Raw genomic sequence first — 24,230 nt, 5'->3', positions numbered from 1 at the left:
AAAGGCCGCTTTATGCGACCTGTTATGATGTACAACGGAATAGTAACCGGATGACGTACCGGTTCTCTTGGGTGGGGATAGGGGTTGTCAAGCCGCCAAGATTAAAAACAGATGTTAAGCAATCATCATCGGGGTGAGAGGCGACGTAATCGAGAATTTCTTGTGCCCGTTGAATGACTGGCTGTGGGTTATTTTGTCCACTGACCAAAATTACCTGTACATTGTCATCAGCCCCTAAATCATCCAGCCGACCAGTTCCGCCCGCAGGCTGGAAGACCATGTATTGCATCTGGCCGCCATCGCCTTTTTGCTCAATCCAAGTGAGCATCTGGATTGTGAATCCATCAGTCAGTCCGGCATTAGCCAGATAATGGCGGAATTGTTCAAATACACTCATAGTGATTTCAATTCCTCCGTTACGGCCTTGTCGATCTGTTGCCTCATCTCATCAAATCCCAGTTTCAGGAACGCCTTCTTCGCTGTTGCTCTACGGAAGTTTTGCTTAATTTTCGGATCATGAACGTAAACTGCATAATTCGCAGAATAGCCCACCCTCCCTGTCAGTCGCACCCCGTCAAAACGAACATCGCGGAACTGAGAATTAATCAGTGTGGAAGTATCGATAGGGGTATAAAGCGCGGCCTGAGCACTGCCGATATACAGAGCCTTATACATAGCCCGAACCACTTTCCGTCCCCGGATATCGCCGATTAAGACACTGAGCCGGGATTTGGCCTCACGAATACCTGTGACTTTGACGCCCATATCAGACTCCTGTCACTAGCGCATAATCATCTGCCAAACGTTCGAATGTATCCGCATAACGAGCGATGTGTTTGATTTCGTCGGCTCCTTCCTCTATAGGGTTCGGATTTGATGATTCGCCAATCAATATGTAATCACCTGTAGATGCATCAGCAAACTCAGTCCAGAATGTGTTTTTAGCGACAATCTCAGTACCAATACCTGATATTTTGCTAGACAGCCCACCTTGATAATCACACATGATGATTTGCGGCTCTTTATAACCAAGAGGACTATCTTTTCACCTTCGGCATTGACAAACATTCCCACGCCTTCTTCTGGTGTGGCTGCACCCGGCTCACTGGCTGGCAATACTGCGATATGGTCAAACTGCATATTGCGGGCAACCCACGTATACGCTTTGCCCTTTGATTTTCCTTTGTTCTGCTCTCTCTGCAACAACAGACCGGTTGAAACATGGATTGATTCAGCGCTATTCCCCGCGATAATGTCATCAATACGGGATAAAAATTCCGCCCCCTTGTTGGTTGAACCCGCGAACCGACGATTAACTTTTACATCCATAACAACTTTGTCGCCATCCTTACGGACGTTCTCAGCCCATGCGCCGATATGGAATTGATTGACTGCTCTTGGTGTGTCAGCAGATATATACTGATCATCAATTTTAGGGTGTCCGTAAGGAACCTGTTTCCCCTCCATTGACTGATAACTCTTGTTAATCTCACTGGCAGGATATAACCCTCCGTTCATCACAACATCATCGACAACGGGCACCACGCCACGAATGACGATATGATCATCACCATCGATAGTTTCAGTTGAGATATTGGAGGAATTTAGGGCCAGTGACTTAACATGAACGCTAGATAGCCCCATGCTTTGACCTCTTTGAATTGTTACTTAGATGGTTCAGGTTCCCACGTCTTGCGCTCTTCCGTCAGGCGCTCAGTCAGACCCGTGTTATACAGTTTATCGTCATCGCCCAGCACCACAGGTTGTTGAGCGCAGTAGCAGCGATAGCGATTCCCGTTTTTAGAGTAAAACGCTTCAACTTCCTGCTTAGTGTAGATCTTCCCGTGCCTCGCAGCGTGCCATGATCTGGTGGTGGGTTTCAGGGCTGATAACCAAAGCAGTTTAGTATTCAGCCCTAACCGTTCTTTAGCCCACTCCATTTCATTCCAGTTAGCATTTCGCAATGCGCCAACCTGCTCCGTCTGGGCGATGTTTTGAGCCATACTCATTGACACATCAAGGCGTTTGCTGACAATAGCCGCTGTCTCTCTGGGGTTAACCCCACGAGCGATAGCCTCAGCGATTACATGCGATAAGTCCGCCCTTGCTGCATCAGAGATCCCTGTCCAGTCGCTATAGGTTGCTACAAATGCCGTAGCAATCTGATTTTGGTAGGCTGGCATTGATAACAAGGCTGATAGCGTAGTTTGCTGTGCGTAGATCTCTGACTGTATAGCCAGATTCGTGTGGGCGTTTAGGGTTCCGCGTTTATATTCATCAGACACATAATCAAACGCCCATAACTGAGTTTTCCCGCCATCCAGCAAATGCTCATCAAGAATTGCCTGGATTTTTTCCAGCAATAACGCTAAAGCAGTAGCTGACATGTCATAGATGAAAGCCTCTTTATTAACACGAAATAAGCAATCCGGCCGTCCTACCCCGTTTTTAGCTAATAACCAATCCGGCTTTCCATCTTGTTGATGTCCGATTAGAGTACTGTCAAATAATTGCCTGAGAGCCTTCTTGATGCTGTAATACCGCTGCTCGATATCACGGAACATTTTATTAACCGAACGGTATGATTGAGTAGGGTCGTGTTTATTCCTCGGTATTATCGGGGTTCCGATTCTGGTCTGGGTCATCGGTTAGCGGATCTCCTGTTATGCCCTGTGGTTCGGGTTCATCTTCCAATGGTTCCAGCTCACCCACGGTACGTATTTCATTCGGTGTAAATATTGGTGTGCCGAATGCCTGCTGAGTTTTCAATGCTGCCTCAGCCATCTTAATCATGTTGTCGATCTTCTCTTGCTCACTGGCTGCGAGCATGTCAGACCATGCAATGGTGACCTCACCCGATGTTGGCGGTTCGATAATGCCAATCTCCCACAGTCTCTTTATTAGCTGAGTGACATACTGCGTCAGAAATCCCCAGCGGCGACCGTTCAGGCGTACCTTCCATGTAGCATCATCTTTATCACCAGCCAATTTCCCTGTCTGAGTACCAAACAGGATCGTGAACGGCACTTGAACAGAGGCGCAAAACTCACGCGTAGTGACTTCCCATGTTGGAGTTGGGTCACCCGGCGTGACTGATAACACATTCAGCTTACCTGCTTGCATAACAGCGGCTGAGTCCGTCCCCCTGTTTAGCTTATGGATTTTATCTTCCAGTGCTGCCCCCAGATCTGGATAGCCTGCCTGAACCGCCGCAGTGGTGATATTGTTTAAATCAGTTTCTTTAAATCATCCGTTTGGCGATAGTGTCAGCTAGACTATTAACAAGAATTGTTTTGCTTTCACTCACGAAAGACTCTCCTTAAAAGAAAAATGCTCCAACTGTCTTGCGGTTGTTCTTGGCAACAGCAAAATAGCGGAAACTGTCAGCGCCGTGCGATGTGAAGTCATGCAGTGGCTTATCTTTCCAACAGCCGCGCTTGTCGTCCCACTCTTTGCGATAGCTTTCCAGATGGGATATGACTGAGCAACTTGTTTACCCGTAAACCAAATTTTCCCATCGCCATTATCAAAAGGGATCACTTCTTTTTCTTTGAAGATTAATGCTGTACTCACGATGCTTATCCTTACTTAGGTAATGAACCTTTGCCGCAATAGGAGATCAGCCCATCGAGTAGCATCAGTTTTAGCTGATTCCTCAAAGGCTCACTCCTAAATAAAGGCTCGATGTTTAGATTGGCGCTGCGGTGCGCGGTGAAAATAAAAATGCCACCAGCCCGTGTGCGTTGGGTACGCGGTAGGAACGGGGTGGCAGCATGGGTTATTCCTGTAGCCACTCAGGGAATGGACACAGAAATAAAAAAAACCACCACGGGAGGTGATGGCTTGGGGTTGGGTGATAACTAAATCGTTAGAGTGATTTAATGGTTATCATTCATTGTAATGATAGCAATTACACTAAATTATCTTCACTTTTTTCTTAGAGTTTGTCTGATATAATGTCCGGGTGATTTGTGAGGTGAAATAGTCCTCATCCAAAAAACTCAACAGCCTCTTAATGTGTTTTTTTTCTTGTGGCATTGTAATTTTCTTTTCACCACCATCTTCATATATCTCCAAATCAAGAGTTACGTCATTTACTTTCGCTATGGATAATAAATCATCTACAGTGTAATCCTCTAAAACTCTTGATTTATTTATTAATGATACTTTCTTTCTTATCACAGTATCAGCAATGTTTGTAAGGTCAAAATCGCTTGAAATATGGAAGTGCTCATGATTGGCAAATTCTCTCAAGTCATCATCGGTTGCTTCTTTAAAATATCCATCAACATCAAATATTCTCCTCAGCATATGAAAGCTTTTGAATTTTAATTTATCATTCTCAAGTATTGCCGTTAGCTTGTTATCGATAACCAACCCGTCAGAGTCAGATAATTTAAAAGTATTGTCATCTTGAAGAATACTATGAAATATTGTTTTTTTATTATCTATTATTTGTCTTTTATCAAAACATTGGAGGTACGCTTTTATATTACCCACTGCGCCAGATGAAACTATCTCGCCGGAAAATAATGCCTTTATGTTAAAAATAGATATATCCTGCGGACTCCACTCCTGAATAGAGTCAGGAGTTTGTATTGCATCAAGAACACCTATAACATCATCAAAATTATCAATGCAAAAATATTCCGCAGGACTGGTGATATAACCACCACTAAATTCTACAGATGTTGTGTAATTATTTTCAAAATAATCTTTTTGCCTTTTAAACAAGGAAGTTACAGATATTTGTGTTTGTGCATCAGTGAGAATCTTCACAATTTTACCAGTATCGGTTATAGCAAATAATTCCATAAATCATTTCCTTTGTGAATTAAACAGCAATATATGTATGAGCTGTTAATTTTATAACATCTAATCTGTCATTATTCACTGAAAATAAATCTCTTTTAGTAATTAACACAAAGCTAACACCTGTATCATCTTCCGCCTCATAGAATTTATATCCGAAGAATGATAATAATGGATTAAAACTATAACCCTCAGAAAAAGAAACATAAACAAGTAAACTAATGTAAAAGAATATAGCAATCTTCCAATCAAAAAATGTCCCTGACGTGCTGAGTAATGGAAATAAATATGTTAAAAAATAACTAGTTACTTCCTTGTTGGCAGGAGTGGCTGTTTTTATATTCTTTTTTGTGCGCCCAGAATTGAGGACAGAATACTTTAATATAAAAATGCAGAGACAAACACTTACGACACCTACAAGTATATACATACTGAGCATGATGTATTTTTTCTGAATAAAAGCTAAATAAGCCAATGTGATGCATACAGGAGCCACAGAGGTTGCAGTTAATGCAAAGCGAGCAAGTTTGCTTAAAAACATTTTCACCTCCCTTTTTTTGTGACTGTATAAAAACACAGTGTACATTGATTTAACTCAAAACAGAATAGTTAATTTATATTAAATAAATGATGCCTGCTCAAACAATAAAATATCAATTATTCGATCGGTTGTTGACATTCAGTTTTTATGTAATCCTGCAAATATCTCAGTTTTGCCCGGTCGTTGATGATGCCTGCTCGGATATCGAGAACAGTTGATCCAGTTTCTCCAGTGAGTTCGACGGTTCCTGCATCGCCCACGCTGCCGGAGGAAGTGGTTTCAGACACGGGACAGGTGGCCTTGATGCGCAGCTTGCGACGACCAGCGGCAACATCAGCCCGAAGAGTGTCGATTTCAGTCTTGGCATTGGCGAGTTCCTGAGTGTGTCGGGTATCTAGTTCTGCGAGTTGTTGGATGCGCTCTTGCTGGTTGGTGTTGATGGCGACCTGCTCGTCATACTGTAGCTTTAAGCTACGGTATTCTTTGGCCTTGTCCTGATACTCACCGTAGTAGAACCAGAGCAGGCCAGAGACAATCACCATCACAATCAGGGTGAAGTACTGACTATTGAGTTTCATCGCTATGAATTTAACCTTGCTTGCTCTTCTATCAGAGGGGTACGATAGTTTTTATCAAAAATCCCTTTTAACGCCTGTTTTCTTTGTTCACGATCCCAGCCCATTGAAATAAGAACCGTATTTGCCCGCTGTAATTCGGTAATGGCTTTAATCTGCCACTCAGTCAAGTAATCCCTGACTGCTTCGCTTTTGCCAATATCATTGTGCTTCTTAAACTTGGCCGACTTCATTCCGAGGACGACATCATTAATCAGGTCGGCTTCATTGCTGTAATGAAAATGCTCCGTTTCTTTCCCGTCCTGTTCCCGGCTATTTTTAATAGCATCAGTCATCGGTCGGTATTCAACTCTGGCTCTTTCCCGCTCCAGTTGAATTTGAGATTCTTTTGTTGCCTTTTCACGAAACTTAATGAAACTGTCAACCAAGCGTACTTGTCCATCACGGGCTTTCTCACCGCCAATAAACGGCATGGCAATCAGGAATCCCCGTTCAGTTAATTCATAACAAGGTAATTCTTTGTTTTGTTTGCTAATATATGAGGAGGGCTTGAAATCAAGCCCTCCTAAATGACTGCTTTCTATTAATTCTCTTACGTTCTGCAAGACGTTCTTATGATCTCTACCAAACTCATTGGCAATAACATCTGTTGTGACTACAGTCTGACCATTGGATTTTTTAACTAAAAGTCTCATCTTGCGTATTCCTATAGAAATAAGAGCCTGCTGACGTAGAAATATCGCCCATGAGAGGTCGCCACCTGGCGATAATTCTCAGGCTCTATTTCTATAAGCTCATGATTGGGTTTCGCGCACGTCAGTACGCAGATAAAAAGAAGCCCCGCAAATGCGAGGCTATGGAATTCAGATTAAGCTGTAGGCTTTTTCAAATACATCATCGGAATAAGGTTGCTTGCCGTTCTCCATCTGTATCATCGCCTTGACCAGTGCTGTCATGATGGATTTATTGTTAACGTCAATCCCTGCACGACTATCGATACCGACTGAACGACTCACATAGGCAATGTAGGCCTCAGTATCGTTTTCTGTCTCTGGTGCCCAACGGGATATAAACTGGCGGATAGTCCTGTCACCATATTTGCGCTCGTAAGTACGCAGGATTTTGAGCATCGCCCGTATACCCCATTCCGGCGCGATAAACTGGCAGAACGCGTTATCAGTCTGAGTCTTGCGCAGACCCTGCCAGTTATCCCCGTGGCGGATATTGCCAGGATTGTTATTACGAATGCCTCTGTTCACTGTTTGTCTCCCAACCGTTTATTGATGGCACGAACAGCAAACTCGCGTATTTTCTCAACGCCAATAAATCCAACAGCGCCACCGATAGCGGGTGCAAAACTGATAGGAATGCCAAACATCTCTAGCCCGCTGGATACGCTCCATGACAAAGCACCACAGAGCAGCGCCTCTACCCAGCGGTTCTTTCGTTCCACGCCGTCGTAAATCAGGCGTCCGTAACAAATTACGATAGCTAAAGCAGAGCCGGATATCTGTGGCCATGAGTTTTTCAGGCCATTTAACATGTCAGCCCATAAATCTGGGTTTTCTTTCATCTTCATATTCCACCCCATTTGAACAATGGGCGTCCGTGGGGTGAACGATGGTTACCCCTGTGAGTTGAGTTAATAGGAGATGCAGCCCTCAGAATTGAGGGCGGTAGATACGCAGTGCGTACTGATAGCAGGTATAACCCTGCATAATTTCAGATGTTAAATTGTGATCCTGCCAATATGAGCGTTTGCGGTCGGCTGGAATAGGTAAATCCGCAACGCACCCAACACTGTCTCGGTAGTTGGCGACCAAAAACTAAAAAGGCCACGCCGGAGCGCCAGCCTTAACTGTATGAATTAGCTCCGATATCGGAATTCCGATATCGAGAAATTGGAATATTCATCTAAACATCCCTGACTCGCGGTATTTTGAACTACCTGAAAATCTTCGGTAGTTGGCGACCAAAAACTAAAAAGGCCACGCCATGCGCAGCCTTGGAGTAACTACTTGAATTAATTCCGATGCCGGAATTCCGGTATCGGCATTTTGAACTACTGCATTTTTTGCAGGAGTTGGATAAAGCCATCGAATTCATCTTTCATGGGATACTCTCTATACCCATTCGAGGTGCTGATCGGAATGGTTAATATTGAATATAACCTATTGATTTAAAAGTGATGTAGGTATTGATCGACCCCGATCGAGCTGTGAATACTGAGTTGACAACTGATAGAAATAGAAAAGCCCCACGTGATTAGTGAGGCTTTATTTGCTTTTCGGTTTTACTGCCCGAGCATAACATGAAACATATAGTTTTTAGGCGTATTTGTCAAATAATTTTCTCCTTTTTTATTTATATATAGAAAATATTTTTACTTTCTTGCCGCCATAATGGAATAAAGCATATCCTCAGCAGCTTTATTCGCCCATCTGATTCGCCTTTTTGCTGAATCAAGATCAATGCCTGTTTTCCGAGAAAGGTCTTCTAAAATGTTTTGCGAGCTTTTGCAGTCCTTGTATCGTTTAATAACTACATCGCGAATTGGGTTATCGATTGTGAATATTTCAGTCATACACTTTTCAACAAATTCGGCGTCATCTTTTTCTTTGGCGAGGCGAAGTGCGCCGAGTGTTGATTTATTAAGCATAATGACTTCTTTCACTTTCTCTAATAACTCTTTTCCGGTGTAGCCTAATTTCGCATAATTGGTCATTACCAGTTTAATTGCGGCAGTCGTTCCATCATCCCAATTATCACGCACCATTAAGCGACCAATGACATTGATATTTCCACTTGGCAAATCATCACCCTGGTTAGCGGCCCCCCATAGCATCAGCATATATCGCGTCCACGTGCGATCGGATTGAGTTATTTTTTCTACTCCTTTGCACCATTTCTGGCGAAGTTGATTCTCAGACCGAAAATAGGCTAATTCCCTAAAACTTCCCTTTTTCATCTCACCCCCGGCAATACTGTGTGATAACTATCATTGGCAGTGCTAAACATAACCCTGACGCCGGGCAGGACTTCCCCAACTACAATAGCCCGGTCTTTGAACTGGATGATGTTGTAATCTTTGCCGTACTTTTCTTTTTTATGTCTGGCATCCTCCAGAGCCTCATAAAAATCATCGAAGATAATATTCATGCCGCCTCCTGTGCTTTTAACTCCTTGAGCTTTTTCTTATATTCATCCCTGATAGCCTTGCATTCCTCAATCGTCCATCGGTGGCGGTCATGGTTGGATTCAATGGCGTCAACCGCTGCCAGACCGATACGCCGGATTAGCTCCACCCTGTACGGAACCAGATTCCCCGATTTATGCTGATTACAGACGATGCACTGGCGATGGATGTTGTTCTCGTTAAATCTCAGTTGAGGTGCTGCTGACGTTGTCCGATAATGCCCTGCATCCCACTGAGCAGAGGTGTACGTACCACAGGAAACGCACGGTAAATCGCGGTCTCGCTCTCTGATATAGGCATTTACGGCTTGAGCTGTTGCATGATATCAGCGAAGAGGATGCAATAGCTGAGGGTGTTTCAGGTTATGGACTGGTGACTGACTGGCTGACCGGAGAAATAAACTGCCAGGCTATTGATGTGTTTGATGAGCTTTGGATATCCATCTACGGCATTGATAGCTGGGACGCTAGTCCGTGGGTTTGGGTAATTGAGTTTCGGAGGATTGAATGAGAAATGACAAAGTAGTATGCGCCAAACGTCAATGTAAACATATTCATTATGAAAACGATCGGGTTGGAGTTCCAGACCCTGAATTCCCAAATTTTGCATTTATTCAGACGTGTCCAAAATGCGGCGCTGATAATTTTTATATAATAGAAGAATTGAGCGAGAATAATCATGAACAATAATGTAATTGAGTTGGCGCGAGAATCAGTTAGCAATATCACCGATGAATATATTACTGAACATTTTAAAGGAACTAATTACGGGCACGAAAATTATCGAGCTATAATTGAACAAGGATGTTTAAAAACCATGGCGGGATATAGTAATGGCGGAACCACGAAATCAATATTAATTAAAATGGGGTTAATTACAGAAAGGGACAAATTAACCAAATTAGGCCGTGAATTTTTATATCGTTCGTTTGAACTTAGGCCATGTAATGGCAGGTTAGGCGATAAACTCGCTGAATATGAAAATATGAAACCTGTGGCTATATATAATTTAGCTGATGGCGAGGTTTATAAAAGCATTCATGATATAGGTGATGGAAAAAGTGTATTCGCAGTAAACCTATATCCTCACCGCAACAAATAGAGAACCATCATGGATATTATCGATGCAGCGAATGAATTAAATGAGCTGAGGTTATCTCATGCACTCCAGAACCGCCCACCAGCATTAACCAGCATCAACGGTATGTGCCGATGGCGTGAGACGGAGCCAGCAGTACACGGTGCATTCTGTAGCCGGGAGTGTGGGGAGGATTATGAGAAGAATAGGAGGAAAACGAGGAATATAAACGATGAGTGACTACGGAGGCAGTAACACACCCAAGGAATTTAAAGACTTTTGGCAAACTCCACTCTCGTTATTTCTGGCACTCGACTTAGAATTCGGATTTTATTTAGATGCCGCCGCCGATGCTCAAAATACCCTGTGCACAAATTATCTCATGGAACGAGATAATGCACTGGAATGTGATTGGGTGAGTTACGGTGCAATATGGGTAAATCCGCCCTACTCGAATATTAAGCCGTGGGTAGAAAAAGCTGCTATCGAATGTCAGAAACAGTTACAACCTGTCGTGATGTTAGTTCCCTCTGATACATCTGTAGGCTGGTTTAAATTAGCAATGGAAACTGCCGATGAGGTCAGATTAATAACGGGTGGCAGGATTTCATTTGTTAACGCAGAAACACAAAAACCAGCAAATGGAAATAACAAAGGTAGTTTATTGCTAATTTGGCGACCATTCACTAACCCACGCAGAATAATAACAACCGTTGATCGAGATTATTTGATTAATGTCGGCAATGAACAATTGAGGAAAATAGCATGAAAGCTAATAAAGCAAGTTTCACAATGAGTCAGCATGAAGCTGACGTAGCGATAAGAACTATCAAGTATATAAATAGATTTGATGATTATGTCGAGGAATTACGCAAGGAAAATAAGTCTGACTCTGATTTTCTTAAGGCACATATCATCAACGTTCTTGATGCTGAGGGAATATATTTAAAAAAGGAGGATGTCACAGTCAATATCCATGACTAGCGAATTCGAGAACGCAAGGAGGACAGTGGCGAGGGAATGCCTCAAAGAACTGGAAAAACTACCCAAATACGACGATACCGCAGTCACCGCTATTCTCGATAAATACACACCCCAATTTAAACCACTCAACCATATGCGATTCAGCGCTAAATCAGTGCTGGCGTATTATGTGTGGGTTATTCAGAAGGAGATGAAATGAACTTTTTAGACAAAAAAGAACTGGTTCAAAAAACTAAGTTATCAATGACTCAAGTGGATCGTTTGGAAAAAGCCGGATTATTTCCGGCTCGATTTCCTTTAGTGTGTAAAAAAGTAGTATGGGATGAGGCGGAAGTAGAGACATGGATGATTGCAGTGAAAACACAAGCCAGAGAACACGGTTTGCAACCATCAACACAGACCACCTATAACATGCTCAGAGACGGTATGCTGACTTCCAAGAATCAAGCATGTTAGCCCATTGCTGCAACATATCTGCTCTCTGTGTAGAATATTCAGCCTTGTTATACACAGCCCTCACACCGCTTTGTTCATGAGCTAGGCATTTTTCAATCCAATCGGTGTTAAATCCTAGCTCATGCAGTAAAGTTGAGCCTGTTCGACGGATATCATGTACTGTGAAATGCTCAAATTCATACCCTTTCTTATTAATGTGAGCTATGGTTGTATTTATTGCATTATTAAGAGTAGCATTAGACATGTGCCGCCGTAATTCATAGCGTAACGGCAAGACAAACTCCGATGCTCCTGAAAATGTTTTCAATGCAATAAACAGATCTAGTGCTTGCTGTGACAAATACACATTATGCGGGCGGCGAGCTTTCATTCTTCCCTCTGGAATGGTCCATATACCATCAGAAAAATCAACCTCACTCCACTTAGCTTTAATCAACTCGCTTTTTCTTACTAGAGTCAGAAAAACCAAGCACACTGCCGCTTTGACACTTTGCATAGCCCCTATCTCATTCAAGGCATTTAAAAATATCCCTATTTCTTTTTGTGTTAGCGTCCGAGTTCGTTCCTCAAAGGTCGCAATAGAAGATGCTCGGATATTCACCGCTGGGTTCTGGAAGGTTTCTCCGCGAGCTATAGCAAAATTATATACCGATTGTATTATTTCCCTTGCTTGCAGTGCCGTAGCTCTAGCTCCTCTCGCCTTTATCTTTTCACATAAATCTCTGACCATAATGGTATTTATTTCTGTCATCAAATACCGTCCTAGTACCGTCAGGATTTCTCTCTCCAGTACCGACACTTTCATCTTTCTGGTGCTGTCTGCTAGTCTGACATTCTCAAAATAGAGTTCAGCGTATAAGGAAAATGTATTTGATTTATCAGATAATTTTTTTTCAGTTCTCTTTTGTGTGGACGGAGATAAACCACCAGAAATCATTTTTTTGGCGTCAACTAACATTCTTCTCGCTTCTGCCAGTGTAATACCGTCAGCACCATATTTGCCGAACGTAACGGTTTCTCGTCGCCCATTAATGCGATAGTCGTAACGAAATGAGACTGTGCCTGACTTTGTTACGGCTACATACAGTCCATCACGGTCAGAAACTTTGTATAATTTATCGACTGGTTTAAGGTTTTTTATCTTTGTATCTGTCAGCATAGCGGCACCATTCTTGTTGATTTGATACCGTCACTCTCAAGAAAAACTCTGACGGTATTTTGAGCATGATACTATAAAGTATTTTACAATACCGTCAAAAATACCGTCAAAAATTACCTGCTTATATGGCGTGACTTGGTGAGGTATGGAAACAAAAAAGCCCTGAAATCAGGGCGTTAATTAGAAAATCATGATGATTTGGTGAGGCTTGGGATAGCTTTAAATCATTCCCACTCAATTGTTGCGGGGGGCTTGCCGCTGATGTCATAGACTACCCGCGAAATACCACCTACTTCATTAATAATTCTGTTCGAGACACGACCCAAGAAGTCATAGGGCAGATGCGCCCAATGCGCGGTCATAAAGTCAATGGTTTCTACCGCACGCAGGGACACAACCCAGTCGTATTTACGACCGTCACCCATAACACCAACAGAACGAACCGGCAGGAACACGGTAAATGCCTGGCTGACTTTATTGTATAAATCCGCTTTATGCAGTTCTTCAATAAAGATCGCATCCGCGCGACGCAGCAAGTCACAATATTCTTTCTTCACTTCGCCCAATACGCGAACACCAAGGCCCGGTCCCGGGAATGGATGACGATACAACATGTCGTATGGCAGGCCTAATTCCAGACCGATACGGCGCACTTCGTCTTTGAACAACTCTTTCAGCGGTTCAACCAGACCCAGTTTCATATCTTCTGGCAAACCACCGACATTGTGGTGAGATTTGATCACATGGGCGTTGCCAGTTGCAGATGCGGCTGATTCGATAACATCCGGATAAATCGTGCCCTGGGCCAGCCACTTAACCTGAGTTTGTTTCGATGCTTCTTCATCAAATACATCAATAAATACGTGACCAATGGTTTTGCGTTTAGCTTCTGGTTCATCAATGCCTGCCAGTGCAGATAAGAAGCGGTCTTCCGCTTTAACATGCACGATGTTCAGGTCAAATTTACCGGCAAACATCGCCATCACCTGATCCGCTTCGTTCAAACGCAGCAAGCCATTATCGACGAAAACGCAAGTCAGGCGCTTACCAATCGCACGGTTTAACAACAGTGCAGTCACCGAAGAATCCACGCCGCCAGACAGTGCCAGGATAACATGGTCATCCCCAATCTGCGCACGCAGACGTTCTACGATATCGTCGATGATAGAGGCAGGCGTCCACAACGCTTCACATTGACAAATATCCTGCACGAAGCGTTTCAGGATATTCAAACCCTGATGAGTATGAGTCACTTCTGGGTGGAACTGTACGCCGTAAAAACGTTTCGCTTCGTTGGCCATGATGGCAAACGGGCAAGTATCCGTACTGGCAATGGTTGTGAAATCAGCCGGGATCGCTGTCACTTTATCACCATGACTCATCCATACATCCAGCAGCGGTTTGCCTGTTTCGCTCAGGGCATCTTGAATATCGCGGAATAGTTCACAATCATTCTTGATTTCAACCTGCGCATAACCAAATTCACGTTCATCAGAGTTGGAAACCTGACCACCCAATTGTGTGGACATGGTTTGCATACCATAACAGATACCCAGCACAGGTATACCTGCATTGAAAACATACTCCGGCGCACGTGGGCTATTGTGCTCAGTCGTACTTTCTGGTCCACCAGAAAGGATAATACCATTCGGATTAAACTCACGGATTTGTTCTTCAGTGACATTCCATGTCCAAAGTTCACAATAAACACCAAGTTCACGAATGCGGCGGGCAATAAGCTGGGTATATTGCGAACCAAAATCAAGGATCAGAATGCGATGCTGATGGATATTAGTCGTCATTTGAGGTGAATTCCCAAAACAAGTGGCAATTAAAAAATAAAAAAGTCAGTGACCCAATGGTGGGCCACTCTCAATAAATTACAGACCTGAACGATAGTTTGGTGATTCTTTGGTGATCGTCACATCATGAACGTGGCTTTCCTGAATGCCCGCACCACTGATACGAACGAATTCGGCTTTAGTTCTCAGTTCATCAATCGTGGCACAACCCGTCAGCCCCATACAAGAACGCAAACCGCCCATTTGCTGGTGAACGATGGTTTTCAGCAGGCCCTTGTAAGCCACACGACCTTCAATACCTTCAGGAACCAGTTTGTCGGCGGCGTTATCAGTCTGAAAATAACGATCAGAAGACCCTTTAGACATCGCGCCCAAAGAACCCATGCCGCGGTAAGATTTGAATGAACGGCCCTGATAAAGTTCGATTTCACCCGGAGATTCTTCAGTTCCTGCCAGCATAGAGCCAACCATGACACAGGATGCCCCCGCCGCAATCGCCTTGGCAATATCACCAGAGAAACGGATACCACCGTCGGCAATAACAGGGATGCCCGTATCTTCCAGTGCTTCAACCGCATCTGCAATAGCCGTGATTTGAGGAACCCCCACACCGGTTACGATACGGGTTGTACAAATAGAACCCGGACCAATACCCACTTTAACTGCGTTTACACCCGCTTCTACCAGAGCCTTAGCACCTTCACCCGTCGCTACGTTACCCCCAATGATTTGCAAATCAGGATACTTAGCGCGAGTTTCACGAATACGCTGCAACACACCTTCCGAATGGCCATGAGAGGAGTCAATAAGCAGGACATCGACCCCCGCAGCAACTAATGCATCAACCCGTTCTTCGTTGCCAGAACCTGCACCCACGGCAGCGCCAACACGCAGACGACCTTGTTCATCTTTACATGCGTTTGGCTTACGTTCTGCTTTCTGGAAATCTTTCACCGTAATCAAGCCAAGCAGGTGGAAGCTATCATCAACAACCAGTGCTTTTTCCACGCGTTTTTCGTGCATTTTCTGCAAAACAACTTCGCGGGCTTCGCCTTCTTTTACCGTCACCAAACGTTCTTTAGGCGTCATCACCGCAGTCACAGGCTGATCCAAATCAGTCACAAAGCGCACATCACGACCAGTAATGATACCCGCCAGTTCGTTTTGTTCTGTTACCACCGGGTAACCCGCAAAACCATTACGTTTAGCCAGTTCATGGACTCCGCGCAGGGTCGTTTGTGGCGTGACCGTGACAGGATCAGTGACTACGCCGCTTTCATGTTTCTTCACGCGGCTGACTTCTTCAGCCTGGCGTTCGATTGACATATTTTTATGAATGAAGCCGATGCCCCCTTCCTGTGCCAGTGCGATTGCCAGTGAAGATTCCGTCACAGTATCCATAGCGGCAGAAAGCATAGGGATGTTCAGGCGAATAGTGGAAGTTAATTGAGTGGACAAATCTGCTGTGTTAGGCAAGACTGTTGAGTGGGCAGGAACCAACAATACATCGTCAAAAGTTAATGCTTCTTTTTTAATTCGTAACATGGGCAATATCTCACCAGGCTATGGAGCAATAAGAGGGATAAAATATTGCCGCGGCATTATACAGGCCGAAATCGGTTGCCTCCAGCATTTTTTGAAAAAAATTCTTGATTCGTAATATGATGGGATTAATATCAGTCAATTAAGTCATTGTTTTAAAATTTGATCTAGCTCACATGTCACTACCAATCAATACCGGAATTTTTTCCGTCAGCCGTTTAAACCAAACTGTTCGTCAGTTACTTGAGCTGGAAATGGGCAGAATTTGGCTATCCGCCGAAATATCCAATTTTTCTCAGCCATCGTCAGGGCATTGGTACTTCACGTTAAAAGATGAACGGGCACAAGTTCGTGCTGCCATGTTTCGCAGTCACAATTTGAGGGCAACGTTTCGTCCACAAAATGGTCAGCAAGTATTGGTTCGGGCACAAATCACCTTGTATGAGCCTAGGGGTGACTATCAGCTGATTGTAGAAAGTATCCAGCCTGCCGGAGAGGGTTTGCTTCAACAACAGTTTGAAATGTTAAAACAAAAGCTTTCCACCGAAGGCTTGTTTGATCAAATTCATAAAAAATTACTCCCCTCTCCTGCCAAACGACTCGGTGTCATCACTTCCACCAGTGGCGCAGCACTGCATGATATTCTGCATATCCTGAAACGCCGTGATCCTGTCTTGCCAATTGTCATTTATCCCACGGCCGTTCAGGGAGCCGAAGCGCCATTACAGATTATTCGGGCAATCGAACTGGCAAATGTGCGACACGAGTGTGATGTTTTGATTGTCGGTCGTGGCGGAGGGTCACTGGAAGATTTATGGTGCTTCAATGATGAACACGTGGCACGGGCAATATTTCAAAGCCGTATTCCCATTGTCAGCGCAGTCGGCCATGAAACCGATGTCACCATTGCGGATTTTGTCGCTGACTTACGGGCACCAACGCCTTCTGCGGCTGCAGAATTGGTCAGCCGCAATCAGACAGAGTTATTACGACAAATACAATCCCTGCAACAACGTCTGGAAATGGCAATGGATTATTTCTTTGCCCAAAAACAACAGAGAGTGAATGTATTGCAGCACCGCCTCCGGCAGCAACGCCCTGATTTGCAATTGGTGCGCCAGCAGAATCATTTAGCTGAGTTACGGCAAAAACTGACCGATAGTGTCTTACGTTGTCTAAAACAGAACTCAATTTCATATGAGAAGTTGAACCAGCGATTGTTGCAACGCCATCCTGAGCGGGAAATTCAGCGTTATAACTCATTTATCCAGCAACTTGACTTTCGTTTGAGACAGTCCATTGAACGGCAATTAGGGCGTTATCGGGAAAAATTTGCCGTTTCTTGTTCACGTATGGAAGCAGTCAGTCCACTGGCAACATTGAGTCGCGGTTACAGTATCAGCGAAGTATCTGATGGAAAATTATTAAAGCAAGTCAAACAAGTAAAAGCAGGCGATATGCTGAAAACGCGGTTGCAGGATGGCTGGGTTGAGAGTCAGGTAACGCAGGTTACAAAAGTCAATAAAAGAAAGAAATTAAAATAGATTTCTGAGATAGCGGTGAATTTTCACCGCTATCGTTATATGCCTATTTAAATGTTATTTTCCATTAGAGAAATTAGAAGCGAATTTCTGCGCCCATGACGTAGGTTCGGCCACGGGCAGTTTGGGTTTTAGCATCTTGCTCCCCCATCATCGGTGATGAGTTCATACGGTTCAATGCATCAGAATAATTTCGATTTGTCAGATTCTGCACAGAGAATTTAATCAATAAATTTTTGTTAATCTGATAATCACTATACAGATCAATAATTGTTGGAATTTTATCCGATTCTTCCATTACAATTTTATTATCATCATCCCGCTCATCTTCAGGACTCTGATGATAAGATTGCCCTGTATATTTTATAATAGTTCCTACCCGAAATTTTTCATCCAAGAAACGAACACCGGTATCTAATGTCAAATAACGTTCTGGTAATTGTGATTCCGGGCTTGCGCCCATATAATGTGTCGCTAATGATGTCGGTTGCTGTGTTTTCTGTTGGCTATATGCCAATAAACTATAGAACATACCCGCATCATAATTAGCGGAAATCTCATAACCTTTCATAGTTACTGGTTTCACGCTATTGGTATAGATATAAGCACTAACATTCGGGTTAAGTGAACCCTCTTCTTCGGCTGTCAATTTTCCATCAAGTTTACACAGTTTCTTTTCAGTACAAAGCATATACTGATCACTACTGATATAATGTTTAATTTTGGTATGGAAGTACGTTGCTTTTAAACGGAAAGTATCTCCATCTACAATTAAATTCGGGTGGTAGCTATTAAATCCGATTTGATAGGTATCCGCATTCTCCCCTTTCAGGAATGGATTAATAGAAGTACCACCGTCATTGGAATGAAAAACTTCCTGAGCATTTGGTGCTCGCATTGAATGGGTATAGCTTACAAAAGGTTGAAATTCAGGAATAATTTCTGCTGATAATAAGATACTTGGATTAAATCCACGCTCTTTTAGGTTTAATTGTGCCTCACCTTGTGGAAAACAATCTACACGCTCGTCACAGGCGGGTTTGAATCCTTTCATACTATAATCCAGATAATTTAATCCCAGATCAGCGGTATAAATACCACGTTCTATTTTTAACCTACTATAAATACTGGCAATATCTTGCTCGCCACTTGGCGCAAAGGAATTATTTTTCTCTGTAGATATTTTTCCTTCAGCCAAGTCTATACCTGTTTTCTTATTATATGTAGTACGTATCAGTTTACTACCAAGAGTAAATGAAAAGTCAGTATCAGCATAATTAAATCTACTCGTATTTTTAACATCAATAGCGTGAGATTTATTATGTGATTCACTTTTACCCAAGCCACTTAAGGTATTACCCTGGAAACGTTGATCTCCATTTGCCTTACTAAGCAAAATTTTGGCATCGATCAATTCACTAAATGGTGTGTAATGATACTTTAAATAATAATCATAATTATCAATATGACGTTGATTAAATTTATTATGGTAAAGACGGCTGCTTAATTCCAGATCATGAAAGTCATTGGGTTTAATATTGAGTTTCATCAATTGAGAATTTGGTTTTTGTTTAAATGTTTTTCTGGTACCAAATTCTTCACTACTGATACCATCCGCATTTCTATAATGCGCTTCAATATTGTGCCCACTAACAGCAAATAGTGCACCTAAAGAACCTTCTGAGCTAAATGCTTGGGTTTTTCCTGCAATAGCCATCATGCCACTTCGACCGATACCATTATTACCATATGTCCATTTAGTACGAACGCCCAGATTATTGCCTTCTAATATCACATCATCAATACCAATGGTACGGAAATTAGCACTGCCAACTAAGGCATTAATGGAGTCAGCATCATCAGCTTGCCCCCGGGCAACGTCAACCCGAACAATAAAATTGGGATCAATCAAAGCCCCAAACTGATTATAAGGCTGGCCTCCATGTGCAAATTCATTCGGCGCCGTACCGTAGAAGGTTTGGCTGACACCATCCACCATCATATTAACGCGACCGAAGCCACTTAAACCACGAATGTTAACACTTACAACCCCTTGCCCCTGGCTCGCATCCATCTGGGTATAAGTGCCTGGTAAGCTACGCAATACGCTATCTACGGATTCTAATTTATGATCTTCCCCTACAGAACTATAAGCCCCTGGTTTTTCCATGGACTCAATCTGAGGAGAATGATGATTATCCTGAGAGCCTGAAACTTTCAGGCTGCTGAATCGTATGACCTTCTCTTTTTTTTCGTCATTGCCATTTTCAGCATAAGCGATACCCTGAAGCCCAATCAGCATTGCGCTGGCTCCAGCTATTTTTGCCACAGTTTTCATTAATCTATTATCCTAAATTGAAGAATATTTATTTCCGCTCACATTGCTTCACAAATTTATGTCATAAAACACCCAAGACACTGATAAAATTATCAGTATCCTGAGTGATAATTAGTTATTTTTATTAATCTTCTAATTCTGGAAAATAGGTTTTAGCGTCATCTAACATTAATAAGAAACTATAATCAAAGGCAATATCATTCAGGCGATTAAAACGCCCTGACTTTCCACCATGCCCCGTATCCATATTAGTCTCTAACAATAACAGACTGTCGCCTTGTTTCATTTCTCTTAATTTTGCTACCCATTTTGCCGGCTCCCAATATTGTACTTGAGAATCATGCAAACCTGTCGTAACCAATAAATGAGGGTAACGCTGATGTTGAATATTGTCATATGGGCTATAAGACTTAATACGGAAGTAATCTTCTTTGTTATTTGGATTACCCCATTCTTCATATTCACCCGTGGTCAATGGAATAGAGGGATCAAGCATGGTTGTCAAAATATCCACAAAAGGCACTTTTGCAATCACACCACGGTATAATTCTGGTGCCTGATTAATAACCGTACCCATTAATAAACCGCCCGCGCTGCCCCCTTCCGCATAAACGCGCTTGCGATGACCATACCCATCAGCAATCAAGGTTTTGGTCGCATCAGTAAAATCGTGGAAACTGTTTATCTTATTTTTGAGTTTCCCCTGCAAGTACCAGTTTTTGCCTAAATCACCACCACCACGGACATGCACCAAGGCATAGACAAAGCCACGATCCAACAAACTCAGCAAGGCAGAACTAAAATAAGGATCCATGCTGATACCGTAAGAACCATACCCATAAATCAGGATCGGGTTCTCGCCTTTTTTGAACAAAGATTTGCGGTATACCAGAGAAACAGGGACGTCCACGCCATCACGGGCTTTTACCCAGATGCGCTGGCTTTCATAGTTTTCTTTGTTGAATCCTTTTACTGCCTGTTGTTTCAACAATTCACGCTCACCTGTTTGCATATTCCACTGGAATACTGAACTTGGTGTGGTCATTGATGAATAGCTATAGCGCAAGAAATGGGTATCGGGTTCTGGGTTAAAACCCAATGATGCCATATAGGCCGGATCATCGAATTGAACCCGTTTTTCCTGCCGGGTTTTCCAATCAATCTGGCGGATCGACGGCAATCCTTTAGCCCGTTCCTGTACAACCAACCCCTCGTTGAACAGGGCAAAATTTTCCAGATCGGTATTTTCCTGTGGGGCAATCACGGTTTCCCAGGGATTATTAATGGCATCTGTCCGATACAGGCCAAACAACAGATGTTCACGATTAGAGCGGATATAGAATTGCCCACGGAAATGGTCTAGATCATATTCATGCCCAACTTGCCGAGCAGAAAAAACCTGCGGCTCTGATTGTGGGTGGTTAGCATCAATGAGTCGATATTCTGAACTCGTGTAACTGGTACTCGAAATCAAAATATAATCAAGTGACGTACTCTCCGATATCGATAGATAGAAACGTTCATCTTCCTCTTGATAGATCTTTTTATCTTGTTGGCTATCAGTGCCATATTGGTGGCGGAATAACTGATAAGGCAGCAACGTTTGTGGATCTCTGCGCACATAAAACAGCGTCACGCCATCATTTGCCCACACAATGTTGCCAGAAGTATTCTCTATGACATTATTCTGCCAATCGGTATTACTGAAATTTTTAAATGAGATCTTGTAGTTACGGCGCCCTTGGGTATCCTCTGCCACTGCGATGCGCTTGTTATCCAATGAAACCGCAAAGCCACCCAGTTGATAGAACTTATGGCCTTTTGCCCGCTCATTGCCGTCAACCATGACCTGCCAATCCGTTGAATTATCGACTGGTTTGCGCTGATAGATCGGGAAATCTTTTCCTGCCTCGTAAACAGTACGATAAATATACCCATTATAGGTATAAGGAACGGACTGATCGTCTTTGCTCATTCTATCAGCCATTTCTTTATAGAGAGTTTCGCGCAATTCCTGACCTGATTTCAGCATCTGCTCGGCGTATTGATTCTCAGCCTTTAAGTAATCAATGACGTTTTTATCCTGATGGCTGTCATCGCGCAGCCAATAATAGTTATCAACCCGCACATCCCCGTGGAGTTCCATTTTATGCGGCTGTTTTGCGGCCATCGGTAGCACCCTGTTTTCCTCCATTGCAGTAGTAGCAAAACTGTGATTCCATAAACTACCACTGAGTAACAAGCTAAGCATTACTCTTTTACCACGCACTGCCTTACTGCAAACTTTCTTTTCTTTATTCGACTTTTTCGTATCTAATGAAAACGCCGCCTTATGCTGTGACATGCCATCAATCCTGTATTTTTATTGAGATAAATAAAAATCTATCGGCAGTTCAACCGTAACACTACCATTAGTTAAAATAACTTCAGGTGGCTTAGGCAAAGGCTGTGCCCTTTCCAACACCATCCTTGCTTCCCTGTCCAGTGAATTAGTCCCTGAACGTCGAGTGAGTTCGCTGTTCATTACGACACCCAATGGGTTAACCATAAATTTCACCATCGGACGCCCTGTTCGTCTTCTTCTCTGGGCATCTTCTGGGTATTTTTTATAGCGGTTTAAGTGCCCGGCTACCTCTGCCTGCCAAACGGCTTTGGCATCAGCAATAGCATCAGAATTGCTTTCGTAGGATGCCGCGGTACGAGCGGTCACATTATCGGCCGTCGTATTGCTGGTTGCTGGCGCGGCACTACTGTGGGATTTTTCGCTTTCCTGCTCTTTTGCTTTCACGCGCTTAACAGGCTGAGTTTTCTTCGGTGCATCTTGTTTTTTCTTTTTTTCTTCTGCTTATCCACCAAAAGCAGGGCGTTTTCATTTACATCCAATTTGGGCATGTTTATTTCGTCAATTTTGCTCTCCTGCTGCTTACTGGCAACGGATAGCTGCTGTTCAATGCCAATCGGCTGTTTTTGTATTTTTTGTAGCGCTTCTGTCTGCGTTGACAATTCCACCATCACCGCCGGCGGAGGAAGAAGCTCCTCAAGATCCACATCCTTTGGTTTGTAAACCAGCCATCCTACGAACAAGGCATGAAGTGCGATCGCAGCGAGGAAGGATTTTGTCACATGACCCGTGTGAGCATTTTGATACGTGATGTACGTCAACATCTCTTATAGCACATTATGTCAATGATAAATGGAGATGAATGATAATCAATTCAATATATAAATGAAAACTATTTTTATTTGTTAATTAGTCACTTCCTTGTGACACTTACTCTTATTGGGTTATATTTTCGCTTACTTTAGGTGTAAACCAGACAAAATCAGCATATTCGTTATCTAACGAAACGCCCTCTTCCGCGATGACAAAGACAGCTATTTTTTCATTTGGCGCTATTTTTTTGACGTGCTGAGGAACCCCCATAGTTTTTACCGCGTGGTATCCCCCGGCAAACAGTAAGGCAGGTGATGGAGCCTTCATTAGCTGCTCTGCCATCCGTTGATCCCGCATTTGCTGAATCTTAGTCATGCCAGAAAGCAGTTGTGGCTCTATCTTTCCGCCATGGGAATGGCTAATCGTGGCTTCAATCAGCTTTTTGACCTCATCAGAAACCAAGGAATTTTTATCTTCTACATCATGATTTCTATACGCTTGTTCAACTTCACTGCGATCCAAATTTGCTGCCAGCAGAGGATAAGGCGCCCTCATCAGTTCCATAACCAAATCACCATACCATTTCCACGGCCAGCCCTGTTGCCATGCCAATAAATTCTGGATCCGCTCTTCCCTGACGATCGGATTACTCTGCAACCAACTTTTCACTTTATTCACTTTTTCTTGCTGGTTTGGATTAATCATTTCCAGTAATACGGAACCCTGGGGACGCTTTTTCCCAAGTTGTTGCACTAACCATAACTCGATTTGGTGATGGTAAGGATTGTCATGTTTTTCACCAACAATGACGCGAGGATAATTTGCCAATTGCTCCCGCAGTTGATCTGGCGTGATCGCTTTGCCTGTTTTCATATCAAGCACCACACCCGATCGCATCAACTCGCCGGGGAGAGTTTGCAGCGCTGCCTGAGCGCTATTTTGAGCGTTGTTTAGAACTGCGGTACAACCTGCGAGAAAACAACCACCAAGCAGGAGAGAACCGGTTAAAAAAGTCGATTTTATACGGGTAGATGTTTGCATAACTGTCAGTCA

The 24,230-nt window shown here is 43.2% G+C and carries 28 protein-coding genes and 4 pseudogenes; 8 read left to right on the top strand and 24 right to left on the bottom strand.

Going from position 1 to position 24,230, the window contains the following annotated elements; translation table 11 throughout:
• Positions 1 to 22 precede the first annotated feature (22 nt).
• From PXH59_RS03740 to PXH59_RS03710, 7 genes and pseudogenes are all read right to left on the bottom strand, one after another.
• A complete protein-coding gene (locus PXH59_RS03740; RefSeq protein WP_285810414.1) occupies positions 23 to 397 on the bottom strand; it encodes a phage tail termination protein in 375 nt (124 codons plus the stop codon).
• Positions 394 to 765 (bottom strand): hypothetical protein, encoded by a 372-nt coding sequence (locus PXH59_RS03735; protein ID WP_047767308.1) that lies wholly within the window; start codon positions 763 to 765, stop codon positions 394 to 396. Before PXH59_RS03735 ends, PXH59_RS03740 begins: the two co-directional genes overlap by 4 nt.
• Before the next feature lies 1 nt (position 766).
• A pseudogene (locus PXH59_RS03730) lies at positions 767 to 1,036 on the bottom strand (hypothetical protein); the annotation flags it as partial.
• A gap of 5 nt (positions 1,037 to 1,041) precedes the next feature.
• A pseudogene (locus PXH59_RS03725) lies at positions 1,042 to 1,644 on the bottom strand (DUF2213 domain-containing protein); the annotation flags it as partial.
• Positions 1,645 to 1,664: 20 nt separating this feature from the next.
• A complete protein-coding gene (locus PXH59_RS03720; RefSeq protein ID WP_434223340.1) occupies positions 1,665 to 2,564 on the bottom strand; it encodes a phage minor head protein in 900 nt (299 codons plus the stop codon).
• A 37-nt stretch (positions 2,565 to 2,601) separates the two neighbouring features.
• Entirely contained in the window at positions 2,602 to 3,123 is a 522-nt protein-coding gene (locus tag PXH59_RS03715) for a hypothetical protein (protein ID WP_285810412.1), read from the bottom strand.
• 196 nt (positions 3,124 to 3,319) lie between these two features.
• Positions 3,320 to 3,487: pseudogene (locus PXH59_RS03710) on the bottom strand (terminase); the annotation flags it as partial.
• A gap of 236 nt (positions 3,488 to 3,723) precedes the next feature.
• On the opposite strand from PXH59_RS03710, the gene PXH59_RS03705 reads away from it, so the two are divergent.
• Complete coding sequence (locus PXH59_RS03705) at positions 3,724 to 3,864, top strand: hypothetical protein (protein WP_285810411.1); 141 nt, start codon at positions 3,724 to 3,726, stop codon at positions 3,862 to 3,864.
• A 51-nt stretch (positions 3,865 to 3,915) separates the two neighbouring features.
• On the opposite strand, the gene PXH59_RS03700 is transcribed toward PXH59_RS03705, so the two are convergent.
• From PXH59_RS03700 to PXH59_RS03660, 9 genes and pseudogenes are all read right to left on the bottom strand, one after another.
• Positions 3,916 to 4,815, bottom strand: coding sequence for a Kiwa anti-phage protein KwaB-like domain-containing protein (locus PXH59_RS03700; RefSeq protein ID WP_285810410.1), 900 nt, complete (start codon positions 4,813 to 4,815; stop codon positions 3,916 to 3,918).
• Positions 4,816 to 4,834: 19 nt separating this feature from the next.
• A complete protein-coding gene (locus PXH59_RS03695) occupies positions 4,835 to 5,353 on the bottom strand; it encodes a KwaA family protein (RefSeq protein WP_285810409.1) in 519 nt (172 codons plus the stop codon).
• 116 nt (positions 5,354 to 5,469) lie between these two features.
• Positions 5,470 to 5,931, bottom strand: coding sequence for a lysis protein (locus PXH59_RS03690; RefSeq protein WP_285810408.1), 462 nt, complete (start codon positions 5,929 to 5,931; stop codon positions 5,470 to 5,472).
• Between the two features lie 2 nt (positions 5,932 to 5,933).
• On the bottom strand, positions 5,934 to 6,623 hold the full coding sequence (locus tag PXH59_RS03685; RefSeq protein ID WP_285810407.1) for a Rha family transcriptional regulator: 690 nt from the start codon (positions 6,621 to 6,623) through the stop codon (positions 5,934 to 5,936).
• A gap of 168 nt (positions 6,624 to 6,791) precedes the next feature.
• The gene (locus tag PXH59_RS03680) at positions 6,792 to 7,187 is read right to left on the bottom strand and encodes a structural protein (protein WP_285810406.1); all 396 of its coding nucleotides are present in this window, start codon (positions 7,185 to 7,187) and stop codon (positions 6,792 to 6,794) included.
• Positions 7,184 to 7,507, bottom strand: a complete 324-nt coding sequence (locus tag PXH59_RS03675; protein WP_434223339.1) for a phage holin, lambda family — start codon at positions 7,505 to 7,507, stop codon at positions 7,184 to 7,186. The genes PXH59_RS03680 and PXH59_RS03675 overlap by 4 nt, the downstream gene beginning before the upstream one ends.
• Positions 7,508 to 8,311: 804 nt before the next feature.
• Positions 8,312 to 8,896, bottom strand: coding sequence for a hypothetical protein (locus PXH59_RS03670; protein WP_285810405.1), 585 nt, complete (start codon positions 8,894 to 8,896; stop codon positions 8,312 to 8,314).
• Entirely contained in the window at positions 8,893 to 9,087 is a 195-nt protein-coding gene (locus tag PXH59_RS03665; RefSeq protein ID WP_285810404.1) for a hypothetical protein, read from the bottom strand. Before PXH59_RS03665 ends, PXH59_RS03670 begins: the two co-directional genes overlap by 4 nt.
• Positions 9,084 to 9,434, bottom strand: a pseudogene (locus PXH59_RS03660) (recombination protein NinG); the annotation flags it as partial. The gene PXH59_RS03665 and the pseudogene PXH59_RS03660, both read right to left, overlap by 4 nt.
• 5 nt (positions 9,435 to 9,439) lie before the next feature.
• Between PXH59_RS03660 and PXH59_RS03655 the strand changes: the two are divergent.
• The 6 genes from PXH59_RS03655 to PXH59_RS03630 all read left to right on the top strand — a co-directional run bounded on the left by PXH59_RS03655 (position 9,440) and on the right by PXH59_RS03630 (position 11,641).
• A complete protein-coding gene (locus tag PXH59_RS03655; protein ID WP_285810403.1) occupies positions 9,440 to 9,634 on the top strand; it encodes a morphogenetic protein in 195 nt (64 codons plus the stop codon).
• Positions 9,635 to 9,802: 168 nt separating this feature from the next.
• Positions 9,803 to 10,225, top strand: a complete 423-nt coding sequence (locus PXH59_RS03650; RefSeq protein ID WP_285810402.1) for a hypothetical protein — start codon at positions 9,803 to 9,805, stop codon at positions 10,223 to 10,225.
• Positions 10,226 to 10,433: 208 nt separating this feature from the next.
• The gene (locus tag PXH59_RS03645; RefSeq protein ID WP_285810401.1) at positions 10,434 to 10,970 is read left to right on the top strand and encodes a phage N-6-adenine-methyltransferase; all 537 of its coding nucleotides are present in this window, start codon (positions 10,434 to 10,436) and stop codon (positions 10,968 to 10,970) included.
• Positions 10,967 to 11,185: a hypothetical protein gene (locus tag PXH59_RS03640; RefSeq protein WP_285810400.1), complete on the top strand. Its 219-nt coding sequence runs from the start codon at positions 10,967 to 10,969 to the stop codon at positions 11,183 to 11,185. The genes PXH59_RS03645 and PXH59_RS03640 overlap by 4 nt, the downstream gene beginning before the upstream one ends.
• 25 nt (positions 11,186 to 11,210) lie before the next feature.
• Complete coding sequence (locus PXH59_RS03635; protein WP_285810399.1) at positions 11,211 to 11,384, top strand: hypothetical protein; 174 nt, start codon at positions 11,211 to 11,213, stop codon at positions 11,382 to 11,384.
• Positions 11,381 to 11,641, top strand: coding sequence for a helix-turn-helix transcriptional regulator (locus tag PXH59_RS03630; protein ID WP_285810398.1), 261 nt, complete (start codon positions 11,381 to 11,383; stop codon positions 11,639 to 11,641). The genes PXH59_RS03635 and PXH59_RS03630 overlap by 4 nt, the downstream gene beginning before the upstream one ends.
• On the opposite strand, the gene PXH59_RS03625 is transcribed toward PXH59_RS03630, so the two are convergent.
• The 3 genes from PXH59_RS03625 to guaB all read right to left on the bottom strand — a co-directional run bounded on the left by PXH59_RS03625 (position 11,601) and on the right by guaB (position 16,147).
• Positions 11,601 to 12,800 (bottom strand): tyrosine-type recombinase/integrase, encoded by a 1,200-nt coding sequence (locus PXH59_RS03625; protein WP_285810397.1) that lies wholly within the window; start codon positions 12,798 to 12,800, stop codon positions 11,601 to 11,603. The genes PXH59_RS03630 and PXH59_RS03625 overlap by 41 nt on opposite strands.
• 224 nt (positions 12,801 to 13,024) lie before the next feature.
• On the bottom strand, positions 13,025 to 14,602 hold the full coding sequence (gene guaA, locus PXH59_RS03620) for a glutamine-hydrolyzing GMP synthase (protein ID WP_047767960.1): 1,578 nt from the start codon (positions 14,600 to 14,602) through the stop codon (positions 13,025 to 13,027).
• 78 nt (positions 14,603 to 14,680) lie between these two features.
• Positions 14,681 to 16,147: an IMP dehydrogenase gene (gene guaB, locus PXH59_RS03615; protein ID WP_285810396.1), complete on the bottom strand. Its 1,467-nt coding sequence runs from the start codon at positions 16,145 to 16,147 to the stop codon at positions 14,681 to 14,683.
• Between the two features lie 173 nt (positions 16,148 to 16,320).
• Between guaB and xseA the strand changes: the two genes are divergently transcribed.
• Complete coding sequence (gene xseA / locus PXH59_RS03610) at positions 16,321 to 17,688, top strand: exodeoxyribonuclease VII large subunit (RefSeq protein WP_285810394.1); 1,368 nt, start codon at positions 16,321 to 16,323, stop codon at positions 17,686 to 17,688.
• A 73-nt stretch (positions 17,689 to 17,761) separates the two neighbouring features.
• Here the strand turns inward: xseA and PXH59_RS03605 are convergent, their stop codons facing one another.
• The 5 genes from PXH59_RS03605 to PXH59_RS03585 all read right to left on the bottom strand — a co-directional run bounded on the left by PXH59_RS03605 (position 17,762) and on the right by PXH59_RS03585 (position 24,218).
• On the bottom strand, positions 17,762 to 20,023 hold the full coding sequence (locus tag PXH59_RS03605; protein WP_285810392.1) for a TonB-dependent receptor domain-containing protein: 2,262 nt from the start codon (positions 20,021 to 20,023) through the stop codon (positions 17,762 to 17,764).
• Positions 20,024 to 20,147: 124 nt separating this feature from the next.
• Complete coding sequence (locus tag PXH59_RS03600; RefSeq protein ID WP_434223338.1) at positions 20,148 to 22,367, bottom strand: S9 family peptidase; 2,220 nt, start codon at positions 22,365 to 22,367, stop codon at positions 20,148 to 20,150.
• Between the two features lie 18 nt (positions 22,368 to 22,385).
• Positions 22,386 to 22,811 (bottom strand): energy transducer TonB family protein, encoded by a 426-nt coding sequence (locus tag PXH59_RS03595; RefSeq protein WP_285810390.1) that lies wholly within the window; start codon positions 22,809 to 22,811, stop codon positions 22,386 to 22,388.
• The gene (locus tag PXH59_RS03590; protein ID WP_285810389.1) at positions 22,808 to 23,188 is read right to left on the bottom strand and encodes a hypothetical protein; all 381 of its coding nucleotides are present in this window, start codon (positions 23,186 to 23,188) and stop codon (positions 22,808 to 22,810) included. The genes PXH59_RS03595 and PXH59_RS03590 overlap by 4 nt, the downstream gene beginning before the upstream one ends.
• Before the next feature lie 112 nt (positions 23,189 to 23,300).
• Entirely contained in the window at positions 23,301 to 24,218 is a 918-nt protein-coding gene (locus PXH59_RS03585; protein WP_047767968.1) for a ChaN family lipoprotein, read from the bottom strand.
• Between the last annotated feature and the right edge of the window lie 12 nt (positions 24,219 to 24,230).

It is taken from the genome of Xenorhabdus bakwenae (genome assembly GCF_030272115.1).
In the GTDB taxonomy this organism is placed as follows: Bacteria; Pseudomonadota; Gammaproteobacteria; order Enterobacterales; family Enterobacteriaceae; genus Xenorhabdus; species Xenorhabdus bakwenae.
This window is presented reverse-complemented; position numbering and strand designations above follow the sequence as displayed.

Bases quoted from the DNA above. Each gene is read 5' to 3' on its own strand.
- PXH59_RS03740 (WP_285810414.1), bottom strand. From the start codon at position 397: ATGAGTGTATTTGAACAATTCCGCCATTATCTGGCTAATGCCGGACTG.
- PXH59_RS03735 (WP_047767308.1), bottom strand. From the start codon at position 765: ATGGGCGTCAAAGTCACAGGTATTCGTGAGGCCAAATCCCGGCTCAGT.
- PXH59_RS03720 (WP_434223340.1), bottom strand. From the start codon at position 2,564: ATGTTCCGTGATATCGAGCAGCGGTATTACAGCATCAAGAAGGCTCTC.
- PXH59_RS03715 (WP_285810412.1), bottom strand. From the start codon at position 3,123: ATGCAAGCAGGTAAGCTGAATGTGTTATCAGTCACGCCGGGTGACCCA.
- PXH59_RS03705 (WP_285810411.1), top strand. From the start codon at position 3,724: ATGCCACCAGCCCGTGTGCGTTGGGTACGCGGTAGGAACGGGGTGGCA.
- PXH59_RS03700 (WP_285810410.1), bottom strand. From the start codon at position 4,815: ATGGAATTATTTGCTATAACCGATACTGGTAAAATTGTGAAGATTCTC.
- PXH59_RS03695 (WP_285810409.1), bottom strand. From the start codon at position 5,353: ATGTTTTTAAGCAAACTTGCTCGCTTTGCATTAACTGCAACCTCTGTG.
- PXH59_RS03690 (WP_285810408.1), bottom strand. From the start codon at position 5,931: ATGAAACTCAATAGTCAGTACTTCACCCTGATTGTGATGGTGATTGTC.
- PXH59_RS03685 (WP_285810407.1), bottom strand. From the start codon at position 6,623: ATGAGACTTTTAGTTAAAAAATCCAATGGTCAGACTGTAGTCACAACA.
- PXH59_RS03675 (WP_434223339.1), bottom strand. From the start codon at position 7,507: ATGAAGATGAAAGAAAACCCAGATTTATGGGCTGACATGTTAAATGGC.
- PXH59_RS03670 (WP_285810405.1), bottom strand. From the start codon at position 8,896: ATGAAAAAGGGAAGTTTTAGGGAATTAGCCTATTTTCGGTCTGAGAAT.
- PXH59_RS03665 (WP_285810404.1), bottom strand. From the start codon at position 9,087: ATGAATATTATCTTCGATGATTTTTATGAGGCTCTGGAGGATGCCAGA.
- PXH59_RS03650 (WP_285810402.1), top strand. From the start codon at position 9,803: ATGAACAATAATGTAATTGAGTTGGCGCGAGAATCAGTTAGCAATATC.
- PXH59_RS03645 (WP_285810401.1), top strand. From the start codon at position 10,434: ATGAGTGACTACGGAGGCAGTAACACACCCAAGGAATTTAAAGACTTT.
- PXH59_RS03640 (WP_285810400.1), top strand. From the start codon at position 10,967: ATGAAAGCTAATAAAGCAAGTTTCACAATGAGTCAGCATGAAGCTGAC.
- PXH59_RS03630 (WP_285810398.1), top strand. From the start codon at position 11,381: ATGAACTTTTTAGACAAAAAAGAACTGGTTCAAAAAACTAAGTTATCA.
- PXH59_RS03625 (WP_285810397.1), bottom strand. From the start codon at position 12,800: ATGCTGACAGATACAAAGATAAAAAACCTTAAACCAGTCGATAAATTA.
- guaA (WP_047767960.1), bottom strand. From the start codon at position 14,602: ATGACGACTAATATCCATCAGCATCGCATTCTGATCCTTGATTTTGGT.
- guaB (WP_285810396.1), bottom strand. From the start codon at position 16,147: ATGTTACGAATTAAAAAAGAAGCATTAACTTTTGACGATGTATTGTTG.
- xseA (WP_285810394.1), top strand. From the start codon at position 16,321: ATGTCACTACCAATCAATACCGGAATTTTTTCCGTCAGCCGTTTAAAC.
- PXH59_RS03605 (WP_285810392.1), bottom strand. From the start codon at position 20,023: ATGAAAACTGTGGCAAAAATAGCTGGAGCCAGCGCAATGCTGATTGGG.
- PXH59_RS03600 (WP_434223338.1), bottom strand. From the start codon at position 22,367: ATGTCACAGCATAAGGCGGCGTTTTCATTAGATACGAAAAAGTCGAAT.
- PXH59_RS03590 (WP_285810389.1), bottom strand. From the start codon at position 23,188: ATGTTGACGTACATCACGTATCAAAATGCTCACACGGGTCATGTGACA.
- PXH59_RS03585 (WP_047767968.1), bottom strand. From the start codon at position 24,218: ATGCAAACATCTACCCGTATAAAATCGACTTTTTTAACCGGTTCTCTC.